The following is a 14,334-nucleotide window of genomic DNA, read 5'->3' on the forward strand; positions in this document are numbered from 1 at the left end:
TCACTTCGGTCCCCCGAATTCCTTCTGGATCAGCTGCAGTACTTCGTCGGCGCTGGCCGCTTGGTCCAGCGCGTCGTCGGCAGCTGTCTCTTCATCGGGGGCATTGCTCTTCCGCCAGTTCGCCAGGAGGGCTTCCAGTCGGCCCGAGACGTCGAACTGTTCGCCCTCGGCTTGTGACAGCGTCAGCAGGGCCGCTTCCAGCCGGTCGATCTCTTCGGCAATCGAGGCCGTCTGCTGTGCTTCGCCGGGGGCGAGTTGTGTGTGGAGGTGGTCGGCGAGGGTGTCGGGGGTCGGGTGGTCGAAGACGAGGGTCGACGGCAACGACAACTCGGTCGCGGCCGAGAGCAGGTTGCGCAGTTCGACCGCCATCAGGGAGTCGAAGCCCAGTTCCCGGAACGCCCGGCCCGGCTCCACGCCCTGCACCCCGGCATGCCCGAGAACGGCAGCAGCCTGCCCCCGCACCAGGTCCAGCAGCATCTGTTGCCGCTGCCCCGCCGGAACCGTCGCAAGTTGTTCCCGCAGGCCCGATGCGGCCGCCTCGCCCAACGACACCGACGACACCTTGGCCGCTTCCGGGAGGTCCGCCAGCAGACGGCTCGCACGCGCCGACGTGAACACCGGAACGAACCGCTCCCAGTCCACATCCGCCACCGTCACATCCGTGTCACCGGACCGGATCGCCTCACCGAACACCCGCAACGCCAGCTCCGCGTCCAGCGGACGCACCCCACCACGCCGCAGCCGCTCCACCACCACACCATCCGCGGCCATACCCTCCTCGGCCCACGGACCCCACGCCACCGACACCGCCGGCAACCCACGCCCACGACGCCACTCCACCCACGCATCCACACACGCATTCGCCGCCGCATAGTTACCCTGCCCGGCACTGCCCACCGAACCCGCCAACGACGAGAACACCACCAGCCACTCCACCGGCAGCCCCGCCGTCACCACATCCAGATTCACCAGACCGTCCACCTTCGGCGCCATCACCGACACCAGACGCTCCAGCGACAACCCCTCCAACAAACCGTCATCCAACACACCCGCCGCATGCACAACACCGCTGAGCGGCCACTGTCCGGGAATGCCCGCGACAACCGCCTCAAGTGCCTGCCGGTCCGCCACATCACACGCCGCGACCGTCACCCGCGCACCCAGCCCCGCGAGCTCCTCCACCAGACCCACCGGCGCCACACCACTACGGCTCGTCAGCAGCAGATGCGGCACACCCCGACCCGCCAACCACCGCGCCACCTCGACACCCAACGCACCCGTACCACCCGTAACCAGCACCGTCCCCGACGGACTCGGACACCACGACCCCTCCACCGCCGCGGCAGGCACCGCACGCACCAGACGACGCCCGAACACCCCCGACCCACGGATCGCGACCTGATCCTCCCCACCAGGTGCCGCCAGGACACCCGCGAGACGCGCACCCGCCCGCGCATCCAACACCTCCGACAGGTCCACCAGGCCACCCCAACGGTCCGGAACCTCCAGCGCCGCCACCCGGCCCAGACCCCACACCGCCGCCAGACCCGGATCACCCAACCGATCCGAACCACCCACCGACACCGCACCACGCGTCAACACCCACAACGGCGCATCCACACCAGCCAGCCCCTGCACCACCGACAACGTCTCCGCAACACCCGACGCCACCAGCACCACACCAGCCAAACCGGACAGCCCCGCAACCTCCTCCACCCCGACACCCACCACCGACGCACCCGCAGCCGACAACGCCGCAGACACACCCGGATCCCCAGCACCCACAACCGCCCACACCCCGGACAACACCCGAGACGACGACGCCACACCATCCAACGGCCGCCACATCACCCGATAACGCCACGAGTCCTGGACTTCCTGCATCGGCAACTGCGGCCAGTAGCGTTCGCGCTGGAAGGCGTAGGTGGGCAGGTCGACCGTCCGGCCGTCCCAGCCGCCGAGCACCGCCGTCCAGTCCACCTCGCCACCCATCGCCCACAGGCGGCCGACCGCGGTGAGGGCGGTGTCGGTCTCGTCGCGGTCCTTGCGCAGGACAGGGACGAACACGGCATCGGAGACGGTGTCCTGGGCCATGCCCGACAGGACTCCGTCCGGGCCCAGTTCCACGTATCGCGTCACGCCCAGCGCGTCGAGCGCGGTGACGCCGTCGGCGAAGCGGACCGTGCCACGGACCTGGTTCAGCCAGTACGCGGGCTCCTGCATGGCACCGGGCTCGGCGACGGCTCCGGTCAGGTTGGAGACGAGGGGAATCCGGGCCGGGTGGAACGTCAGTCCGGACAGCACGTTCGCGAACTCGTCCAGCATCGGCTCCATCAGAGCCGAGTGGAACGCGTGCGAAACCGCAAGGTTCCTGACCCTCAGGCCCTGCTCCGCGGACTCGACCGCGTAGCGCTTGATCGCGTCCACGTCGCCGGAGAGCACCACGGACCGGGGCCCGTTGACCGCGGCGATGTCGAGGCCGGAGTCGGCGACGTCGGCCTCGGTGGCCTGGACGGCGAGCATGCCGCCGCCCGCGGGCAGCGCCTGCATCAGCCGGCCCCGCTCCGCCACCAGCACACACGCGTCGTCCAGGTCGAGGATGCCCGCCACGTGTGCGGCGCTGATCTCACCCAGCGAGTGGCCAAGCAGCACATCCGGGGTCACCCCCCACGACTCGACCAGGCGGAACAGTGCGACTTCGAGGGCGAAGAGACCCGCCTGCGCCCACATCGTGTGGTCCAGGTCGACGCCGTCGCTCAGAACCTCCCGCAGCGGGCGCTCCAGGCGGACGTCGAGCCGGGCGCACACCGCGTCGAACGCTTCCGCGAACACCGGGAACGCCGCATAGAGCCCGAGCCCCATGCCCATGCGCTGCGAGCCCTGGCCGGTGAACAGGAACGCGGTCCGGCCCTCAGCGGCCGTGCCGGCGGCCAGCACATCCCCGCCGGTGAGCACCGCTCGGTGCTCCAGCGCGGCACGGGTCGTCGCGAGCGACCAGCCGACGTCCACCGGATCCAGCTCCGGCCGCTCCGCCACGAACGATCCCAGCCGCTCCACCTGCGCCCGCAACGCGATCTCGGAGTGCGCCGACACCGGCCACGGGACCAGCCCAGGCGCCTGTCGCGGGGCGGCAACCGGAAGCGGCTCGGGCTCCGGGGCCTGCTCCAGGATGACGTGCGCGTTGGTGCCGCTGATGCCGAACGACGAGACGCCCGCGCGCCGCGGACGATCCGCCACCGGCCACGGACGCGCCTCCGTCAGCAGTTCCACCGCACCCGCCGACCAGTCCACCTGCGGCGACGGCTCGTCCACGTGCAGCGTCGCCGGCAGGACGCCGTGCCGCATCGCCATGACCATCTTGATCACACCCGCGACACCCGCGGCCGCCTGCGTGTGACCGATGTTCGACTTCACCGAACCCAGCCACAACGGCTCACCGGCCTCGCCCCGCTCCTGACCGTACGTCGCCAGCAGCGCCTGCGCCTCGATCGGATCCCCGAGACGCGTACCCGTCCCGTGCGCCTCGACGACATCCACGTCCGCGCCCGTCAGCCGGGCATTCGCCAGCGCCTGACGGATCACCCGCTGCTGCGACGGACCGTTCGGCGCCGTCAAACCGTTCGACGCACCGTCCTGGTTCACCGCACTGCCCCGCACCACCGCCAGCACCTGGTGCCCATGGCGCTCGGCATCCGACAACCGCTCCACAAGCAGCAGACCGACGCCCTCGCCCCAGCCCGTGCCGTCGGCCCCTGCCGCGAACGCCTTGCACCGGCCGTCCGACGCCAGCCCGTCCTGCCGGCCGAACTCCACATACGCAGCCGGGGTGGACATCACCGTCACACCACCCACCAACGCGAGTTCGCACTCACCGGCCCGCAGTGCCTGCCCTGCCCAGTGCAGCGCGACCAGCGACGACGAACACGCCGTGTCCACCGTCACCGCCGGACCCTCCAGCCCGAAGGCGTACGAGACCCGTCCCGACAGCACCGCCGCCGCGTTCCCCACCGCCGCGTGCCCGTCACCGGTGTCCTGCGACGCCGCGAGGACCTGCCCGTAGTCCTGGCCGTTGGTGCCGGCGAAGACACCCACACTGCGGCCGCGCTGCGACCGCGGGTCCATCCCCGCCGACTCGAACGCCTCCCAGGCCGCCTCCAGCAGCAGCCGCTGCTGCGGATCCATCGCCAGCGCCTCACGCGGCGAGATCCCGAACAACGCGGCATCGAACCGGTCTGCGTCGGCAACGAACGCGCCTACGCCGCCGGGTGCGTCGGCGGGCCAGCCGCGGTCGGCCGGGAACGGCGACATGCCGTCGACTCCGTCGGCGACGAGGTCCCACAATTGGGCGGGCGAGGTGACTCCGCCCGGGAAGCGGCATGCCATGCCCACGATCGCGAGTGGTTCGTCCACCGGCGCGAGCGCCAGGGCCGCCGTCTCGGTCGCCGTCGCGATACCGACGCCGTCACCGGCCAGTTCGGCCGACAGGTGGTCGGCCAGGACCGACGGTGCCGGGTGGTCGAAGACGAGGGTGGCGGGCAGACGCAGCCCGGTCCGCGCGGAGAGCAGGTTGCGCAGTTCGACCGCCATCAGGGAGTCGAAGCCCAGTTCCCGGAACGCCCGGCCCGGCTCCACGCCCTGCACCCCGGCATGCCCGAGAACGGCAGCAGCCTGCCCCCGCACCAGGTCCAGCAGCATCTGTTGCCGCTGCCCCGCCGGAACCGTCGCAAGTTGTTCCCGCAGGCCCGATGCGGCCGCCTCGCCCAACGACACCGACGACACCTTGGCCGCTTCCGGGAGGTCCGCCAGCAGACGGCTCGCACGCGCCGACGTGAACACCGGAACGAACCGCTCCCAGTCCACATCCGCCACCGTCACATCCGTGTCACCGGACCGGATCGCCTCACCGAACACCCGCAACGCCAGCTCCGCGTCCAGCGGACGCACCCCACCACGCCGCAGCCGCTCCACCACCACACCATCCGCGGCCATACCCTCCTCGGCCCACGGACCCCACGCCACCGACACCGCCGGCAACCCACGCCCACGACGCCACTCCACCCACGCATCCACACACGCATTCGCCGCCGCATAGTTACCCTGCCCGGCACTGCCCACCGAACCCGCCAACGACGAGAACACCACCAGCCACTCCACCGGCAGCCCCGCCGTCACCACATCCAGATTCACCAGACCGTCCACCTTCGGCGCCATCACCGACACCAGACGCTCCAGCGACAACCCCTCCAACAAACCGTCATCCAACACACCCGCCGCATGCACAACACCGCTGAGCGGCCACTGTCCGGGAATGCCCGCGACAACCGCCTCAAGTGCCTGCCGGTCCGCCACATCACACGCCGCGACCGTCACCCGCGCACCCAGCCCCGCGAGCTCCTCCACCAGACCCACCGGCGCCACACCACTACGGCTCGTCAGCAGCAGATGCGGCACACCCCGACCCGCCAACCACCGCGCCACCTCGACACCCAACGCACCCGTACCACCCGTAACCAGCACCGTCCCCGACGGACTCGGACACCACGACCCCTCCACCGCCGCGGCAGGCACCGCACGCACCAGACGACGCCCGAACACCCCCGACCCACGGATCGCGACCTGATCCTCCCCACCAGGTGCCGCCAGGACACCCGCGAGACGCGCACCCGCCCGCGCATCCAACACCTCCGGCAGGTCCACCAGGCCACCCCAACGGCCCGGAACCTCCAGCGCCGCCACCCGGCCCAGACCCCACACCGCCGCCAGACCCGGATCACCCAACCGATCCGAACCACCCACCGACACCGCACCACGCGTCAACACCCACAACGGCGCATCCACACCAGCCAGCCCCTGCACCACCGACAACGTCTCCGCAACACCCGACGCCACCAGCACCACACCAGCCAAACCGGACAGCCCCGCAACCTCCTCCACCCCGACACCCACCACCGACGCACCCGCAGCCGACAACGCCGCAGACACACCCGGATCCCCAGCACCCACAACCGCCCACACCCCGGACAACACCCGAGACGACGACGCCACACCATCCAACGGCCGCCACATCACCCGATAACGCCACGCATCGACCGTGGAACGCTCCTGATGACGCCGACGCCACGCGGACAACGCCGGCAACGCCGACTCCAGACCCGCAAGCTCGGACAGGTCCTCACGCTCCACCGCATCCCAGAACGCCGAGTCCAGGCCGTCGCCGGCGGCCGACGTCGCCGACGGCTGCGGCCAGAATCGCTCGCGCTGGAAGGCGTACGTCGGCAGATCGACCACCTGGCCGCCCCAGCCGGCGAACACCATCGTCCAGTCGACCTCGGCCCCAGAGGTCCACAGACGACTCACGGCGGTCAGGACGGTGTCGGTCTCGTCGCGGTCCTTGCGCAGAACGGGGGCGCAGAGCATGTCGTCGGCGCCGGTCTGGGCCATGCCGGACAGCACACCGTCGGGGCCGAGTTCCAGGCAGCGGGTCACGCCCATGGCCGCGAGGGCGGTGACGCCCTCGGCGAAGCGGACCGTGCCACGGACCTGGTTCAGCCAGTACGCCGGCTGCTGCATGGCACCCGGCTCGGCAACGGCGCCGGTCAGGTTCGAGACCACCGGGATACGGGGGGCACGGAACGTCAGGCCGTTCAGGACCGTCGCGAACTCGTCCAGCATCGGCTCCATCAGAGCCGAGTGGAACGCGTGCGACACCGACAGGACGTTGAACCGCAGGCCACGCTCGGCGCATTCGACGGCGTAACGCTCCACAGCGTCCAGGTCACCCGACAGCACAACGGAGTTCGGGCCGTTCACGGCCGCGACGTCCAGACCGGACTCGGCGACCTCGGCCTCGGTCGCCTGCACGGCGAGCATCCCGCCGCCCGCGGGCAGCGCCTGCATCAGCCGGCCCCGCTCGGCCACCAGCACACACGCATCGTCCAGGTCCAGGATCCCCGCGACATGCGCCGCACTGATCTCACCCAGCGAGTGACCCAGCAACACATCCGGGCTCACGCCCCACGACTCCACCAGCCGGAACAGGCCGACTTCGAGCGCGAACAGCCCCGCCTGCGCCCAGCCGGTCCGGTCCAGGTCGACGCCATCGGTCAGAACTTCCCGCAGCGGGCGCTCCAGCCGGGCATCCATCCGCGCGCACACCGCGTCGAACGCCTCCGCGAACACCGGGAACGCCCCATACAGACCCAGCCCCATCCCCGCACGCTGCGAACCCTGGCCCGTGAACAGGAACGCGGTCCGCCCCTCAGCGGACGTGCCGGTCGCCAGCACATCCCCGCCGGCCGCCAGCACTACACGGTGCTCCAGCGCGGCACGGGTCGTCGCGAGCGACCAGCCGACGTCCACCGGATCCAGCTCCGGCCGCTCCGCCACGAACGATCCCAGCCGCTCCACCTGCGCCCGCAGCGCCGGCTCGGACTTCGCCGACACCGGCCACGGCACCGGAGCAGGGAGCCCGGAACGCGTCGGTACCGGGGCCGCCGCGACGGCCGGTGCGGTGGGAGGCGCCTCCAGGATGACGTGGGCGTTGGTGCCGCTGATGCCGAACGACGAGACGCCCGCGCGCCGCGGACGATCCGCCACCGGCCACGGACGCGCCTCGGTCAGCAGCTCCACCGCACCCGCCGACCAGTCCACCTGCGGCGACGGCTCGTCCACATGCAGCGTCGCCGGCAGCACACCGTGCCGCAGCGCCATCACCATCTTGATCACACCCGCGACACCCGCGGCTGCCTGCGTGTGACCGATGTTCGACTTCACCGACCCCAGCCACAGCGGCTCACCGGCCTCGCCCCGCTCCTGACCGTACGTCGCCAGCAGCGCCTGCGCCTCGATCGGATCCCCGAGACGCGTCCCGGTGCCGTGCGCCTCGACGACATCCACGTCCGCGCCCGTCAGCCGGGCATTCGCCAGCGCCTGACGGATCACCCGCTGCTGCGACGGACCGTTCGGCGCCGTCAAACCGTTCGACGCACCGTCCTGGTTCACCGCACTGCCCCGCACCACCGCCAGCACCTGGTGCCCATGGCGCTCCGCGTCCGACAACCGCTCCACCAGCAGCAGGCCCACGCCCTCGGACATGCCCGTGCCGTCGGCTGCTCCCGCGAAGGACTTGCAGCGGCCGTCCGAAGCGAGGTTGCCCTGCCGGTCGAACTCGGTGAAGATGCCGGGCGTCGCCAGGACCGTCACACCGCCGGCGAGGGCCAGCGAGCATTCGCCGGCGCGCAGTGCCTGGACCGCCGAGTGCAGGGCGACCAGGGACGAGGAGCACGCGGTGTCGACCGTGATCGCCGGTCCTTCGAGGCCGAAGGCGTACGCCACTCGGCCGGAGAGGACACTGCCGGCGTTTCCGGTGCCGAGGAAGGCCTCGACGCCTTCCGGAACGCGGCCCATGCTCGCGGCGTAGTCGTGGTACATCACGCCCGCGTAGATGCCGGTGGCGCTGCCGCGCAGGGACGTCGGATCGATGCCCGCCGACTCGAATGTCTCCCAGGCGGTTTCCAGCAGCAGCCGCTGCTGGGGGTCCATGGCCAGGGCCTCGCGCGGGGAGATGCCGAAGAGGTCGGCGTCGAACCGGTCCGCGTCGTGGACGAACCCGCCGACGGGTGCGAACGACGCGCCGCGCAGGGCTTCGGCCCAGCCCCGGTCCGCCGGAAACGGGGACGTGGCGTCACCGGTGCCGGCCACCAGTTCCCACAGCTCGTCCGCGGAGGAGATCCCCCCTGGGAGGCGGCAGGCCATGCCCACGATCGCGATCGGCTCGTCGGAGGTGGCGACGGCGGTCGGCGACACGGTGTCGGGCCGGGTTCCGGTGACCTGGCCGCGAAGGTGGTCGGCGAGGGCGAGTGCGGTGGGGTGGTCGAACACGAGCGTGGCCGCCAGACGCAGGCCGGTCGCCGCCTGGAGGCGGTTGCGCAGGCGGACGGCGAGGAGGGAGTCGAAGCCGAGGTCCTTGAAGGGGCGACCGGGCTCGACGTCCTGCGGTCCCGCGTGCCCGAGGACCGCGGCGATCTCGGTGCGAACGAGGTCGAGGACGGCCCGGGTCCGTTCGGCCTCGGGGAGTTCGGCCAGTCGACGCGTCCACGTGGCGGCTTCGGCCACGTCGGCGGCACGGCGCAGTCGGCGGCGGGTCAGGGCGCGGAGCATCGGCGGTATGTCGCCGTCGCCGGTCGCCTCGGTGTTGAGCCGCAGGGGAAGGAGGTGCGGGCGGCCGGAGGCGCGGGCCACGTCGAAGAGCGCCATGCCGTCCGCGGCGGACAGCGAGCCGGTCAGCTCGGCCGCGCGCGCCGCCTCGGCGTCCGCCAGGTGGCCGGTCATGCCGGTCGCCTGCTGCCAGAGGCCCCAGCCGAGGGAGATGCCCGGCCGGCCCTCGGCGCGGCGCAGGTGGGCCAGGGCGTCGAGGAACGCGTTCGCCGCGGCGTAGCCGGCCTGTCCCGCCGCGCCGAAGGTGGCGGCGGCGGACGAGTAGAGGACGAAGAGGCCGAGGTCGGCGTCGGCGACGAGGTCGTGGAGGTGGACGGCCCCGTCGACCTTGGAGCGCAGTGCGCTCCGGACGCGTTCCGGGGTCAGGGCTTCGACCATGCCGTCGTCGAGCGTCCCGGCCGTGTGGATCACGCCGGTGAGCGGGGCGTCGTGCGGGATGGTGGCCAGGACGTCCGCCAGGGCGGCGCGGTCGGCCACGTCGCAGGCCACGATGTCCACCGTGACGCCGGTGTCGCGCAGCGCGTCCGCGAGCTCAGCCGCGCCGGGAGCGTCGGGGCCCTGCCGGCTGAGCAGCAGGAGCCGCCGGACGCCGGGGTCGTCGGCCAGCCGCCGTGCCGCCAGGCCGCCGAGGACGCCGGTCCCGCCGGTGATCAGAACCGTGCCCCGCAGGCTTCCGGGCTCCGGTGCGGCCCGGCGTTCGGCCGGTGCCGTCCGGACCACGCGCGGGACGAGGAGTTCGCCGCCACGCACGGCCAGTTGGGCTTCGCCGCCGGTCACGGCGCGTCCGATCCGCTCCCAGTCGGGCGACGGTGCGGACGGGTCGTCGGCATCGGCCTCGACGTCGAGCAGGACGAAGCGGCCGGGGTGCTCGGTCTGCGCGGTCCGGGCCAGGCCCCACACCGCTGCCGCGGCGGGGTCGGTCGGTGCGCCGTCCGTACCGGTCGTCACCGCGGAGCGGGTCAGCAGGACCAGCGGGGCGGCGGCCTGCTCGCCTTCGGCGCGCAGGCGCTGCTGGACGGCGTCCAGGGCGCGGACCGTCAGGGCACGTGCCCGGTCGGCCGCCGAGTCGTGTGCCGACCCGGAGGCGGCGGTGGTGAGGTCCTCGACCTGCCACGGCGCTTCGGTGGCGGACGTGGGGCCGCCAGGGACCTCGGTGTTGTAGGCAGCGGGCAGGGGCTGCCACTCGACGGCGAAGAGCGAGTCGCCGACGGTGGGCCCGGTGTCCGTGGCGTTCCACGGACGGACGGTCAACGAGCGGACCCGTGCCAGAGGCGCACCCCTGCCGTCGGCGATCCGGAGCGACACGGTGTCGGGGCCCGCCGGGGACAGCCTGACACGCAGCACGGTCGCACCGGTGGCCTGGAGCGACACCCCGGACCATGCGAACGGCACCGGGACGGCGCTCGGGTCCGCTACCAGCCCGGTGGCTCCGAGTACGTGGAGCGCGGCGTCCAGCAGGGCGGGGTGCAGGCCGAAGCGGTCGGCGTCCTCACCCGCGGACGCGGGGAGCCGTATCTCGGCGAGGGCGTCGTCTCCGTCGCGCCAGGCCCGGCTCAGGCCTTGGAACGCCGGTCCGTAGCCGTAGCCCGCGTCGGCCAGGGCCGGGTAGAACCCTTCCAGGTCGACCGGTGTCGCCCCCGGCGGCGGCCACGCGGAGAGGTCGAATACCTCGGCGGCCGGGACGTCGGAGGCCGGGGCACCGGCGAGTACGCCGTCGGCATGCAGGATCCAGTCGTCGCCGGTGGTGTCCGCCTGGGCGTGGACGGCCACGTCGCGATTGCCGTCGGGCTTGGGCGCTCCGATCCGCACCTGGATACGTGAGCTGCCGGTCGCCGACAGCAACAGGGGCTCGTGAAGGGTGAGTTCGAGGATGTCACCGCAGCCGGCCTCCTGGCCGGCCCGCAGCGCGAGTTCGACGAAGGCGGTACCGGGAACCACTACGCGGCCGTGGAGAGTGTGGTCCGCCAGCCAGGGCTGCGCGGGCAGGGACAGCCGGCCGGTGAGCACCACGTCGTCGGCGGCGGCCAGTGCGACCGAAGCGGACAGCAGCGGGTGGTCCGCCCCGACGAGACCTGCCGCCGCGACGTCTTCTGCGCCGGCGCGGGGGCTGAGCCAGTAGTGGTGGTGCTGGAAGGCGTATGTCGGCAAAGCGACATGGCGGCCGGTGAGCAGCGCGGACCAGTTCACGTCCACGCCGGTGGCCCATGCCTCGCCGAGGCTGGTCAGCAGGCGGCGCATGCCACCCTCACCGCGTCGCAGGGTACCCAGTGCCGTGGCGTCGGCCCCGGTCGCGTCGATCGTCTCCTCGATGCCCACCGTGAGTACGGGGTGGGCGCTGACCTCGACGAAGGTGCGCATCCCCTGTCCGAGGAGGGCACGGATCGCGGTCTCGAACTCGACCGTGGAGCGCAGGTTGTCGAACCAGTACCGGGCGTCGAGACCGCCGTCGACGGTCTCGCCGGTCAGGGTGGACAGCATCGGAACCGTGCCGGTGGCCGGAGTCAGCCCGGCCAGGTCGGCCAGGATCCGCTCCCGGAGCCGGTCCATCTCCGGCGAGTGCGACGCGTAGTCCACCGGAATGCGGCGCGTGCGGATGCCCTGGCGTTCGCACTCGGCCATGAACGCATCCAGCGCTCCGTCGTCGCCGGAGACCACGGTGGAGGACGGACCGTTCACCGCGGCCACCGACACCGTGCCCGGCATCAGGCCCTCGACCGCTTCCCGGCCGGCAGCCACGGACACCATGCCCCCACCACCGGCCACCGCCACCAAAGCCTGCGACCGCAAGGCCACCACCCGCGCCGCATCGTCCAGCGACAACCAGCCCGCCACACACGCCGCAGCGATCTCACCCTGCGAATGACCCACCACCGCAGACGGCACCACACCCGCCGAACGCCACACCTCCGCCAGCGACACCATCACCGCCCACAGCACCGGCTGGACCACATCCACCCGGTCCACATCACCGTCCCGCAACAGGACATCGGTCAACGACCAGTCCACAAACGGAGCCAGTGCGGTCTCGCACTCGGCCAGCCGCTCCCGGAACACCGGCGAGGCATCCCACAACTCCCGCGCCATGCCCACCCACTGCGAGCCCTGACCCGGGAACACGAACACCACACCACCGGCACCCGTAACGGCCGACGTGGCCACGGACAGCCCGGCCAGCAACTCCTCCCGGCCCTCCCCCACGACCACCGCACGATGCTCCAACGCAGCCCGCGTCGTCGCCAGCGACCAGCCCACGTCCACCGGGTCCAGCTCCGGCCGCTCCGCGACGAACGAGGCCAGCCGCTCCACCTGCGCCCGCAACGCGGCCTCGGACTTCGCCGACACCACCCACGCCGACACACCCGGAACCGAGGTCTCTGCAACCGAAGCCTCCGGCTGCGGGGCCTGCTCCAGAATCACGTGCGCGTTCGTGCCCGACATGCCGAACGACGACACCGCCGCACGCCGCGGACGCTCCACCTCGGGCCAGTCCCGGGACTCGGTCAGCAACTCCACCGCACCCGCCGACCAGTCCACCTCCGCCGACGGCTCGTCCACATGCAACGTCGCCGGCAGCACACCGTGCCGCAGCGCCATCACCATCTTGATCACACCCGCGACACCCGCAGCTGCCTGCGTGTGACCGATGTTCGACTTCACCGACCCCAGCCACAGCGGCTCGCCGGCCTCGTCACGGTCCTGGCCATACGTCGCCAGCAGCGCCTGCGCCTCGATCGGATCCCCGAGACGCGTCCCGGTGCCGTGCGCCTCGACGACATCCACGTCCGCGCCCGTCAGCCGGGCATTCGCCAGCGCCTGACGGATCACCCGCTGCTGCGACGGACCGTTCGGCGCCGTCAAACCGTTCGACGCACCGTCCTGGTTCACCGCACTGCCCCGCACCACCGCCAGCACCTGGTGCCCGTTGCGCTCCGCGTCCGACAACCGCTCCAGCACGAGGACGCCGACTCCTTCGGCCCAGCCGGTTCCGTCGGCGGCCGAGGAGAACGCCTTGCACCGGCCGTCGCCGGCCACGCCGCCCAGTACCTGGAACTCGGTGAAGATGTCCGGGCTGGTCATGATGGTGACCCCGCCCGCGACGGCGAGTTCGCACTCCCCCGCGCGCAGCGCCTGGCTGGCCAGGTGCAGGGCGACGAGCGACGACGAACACGCCGTGTCCACCGTCACCGCCGGGCCCTCAAGACCGAAGGTGTAGGAGACGCGGCCGGAGATGACGCTGGTGGCCGAGCCGGACACGACGTGTCCCCTGACCTCGGGCGGGAGGTCGGCGCCGACGCCGTAGTGGCTGGAACCGGCTCCGAGGAACACTCCGGCCGGTCTGCCCCACAGGGTCGTAGAATCGATGCCCGCGTCCTCGAAGGCCTCCCAGACTGCCTCCAGGGCCAGGCGCTGCTGCGGGTCCATCGCCAGCGCCTCGTGCGGGCTGATCCCGAACAAGCCGGCGTCGAACCGGGTCGCGGTGCCGAGGAAGCCGCCGCGCAGGGCGAAGCGGGCGTCGGCGATGCTCTGCTCCCAGCCACGGTCGGCGGGGAAGGCGGTCATCGCGTCGGTGCCGCCGAGGAGGAGCTGCCAGAACCGGTCGGCGCTGTCCGCGTCGCCGGGGTAGCGGCAGCTCATGCCGACGATGGCGATGGGATCGTCGGCGGGCGCCGGCTGCGCCGATGTCTTCGGCGGCGCGGCGGGCATGCTGCCGACGAGTTCTCCGAGCAGGTAGTCGGCGAGCGTGGCGGGTGCCGGGTGGTCGAAGACGAGGGTGGCCGACAGCCGCAGGCCGGTCTCGGCGGCGAGGCGGTTGCGGAGTTCGACGGCGGTGAGCGAGTCGAAGCCGAGGTCCTTGAAGGCGCGGCGTGGTTCGACGGCTTCGGCGGAGCCGTGGCCGAGGACCAGGGCGACCTGGGTGCGGATGACGTCGACGACCAGGGCGAGGCGCTCGTCGCCCGGGAGCGCGGCGAGGCGCTGGGCGAGGAAGGAGGCGTCGGTGGCGCGGCCGCCGGCCGCCCGTCGCCGTGCGGGTCCGGCCAGTGCGGCCAGGATCGGCGGGACGGGCGCGGCGGCGGACCTCAGGGCCGTGGTGTCCAGGTTGGCCGGCACGATGTACGA

Annotated in this window: 1 protein-coding gene (cut by a window edge); it reads right to left on the bottom strand. The window is 72.2% G+C overall.

Translation table 11 applies throughout. The annotated features are described in order from the left end of the window. A protein-coding gene (locus OG306_RS01805) for a type I polyketide synthase (RefSeq protein WP_371665060.1) crosses the window boundary here: on the bottom strand, nucleotides 1–14,334 show its end. 18,738 nt of this gene lie beyond the right edge of the window; 14,334 of the gene's 33,072 nt are visible here — the last part of the coding sequence; the start codon falls outside the window, past its right edge — the gene reads right to left on this strand; its stop codon occupies nucleotides 1–3.

Origin of the sequence: Streptomyces sp. NBC_01241 (assembly GCF_041435435.1) — a bacterium.
Classification (GTDB): domain Bacteria; phylum Actinomycetota; class Actinomycetes; order Streptomycetales; family Streptomycetaceae; genus Streptomyces.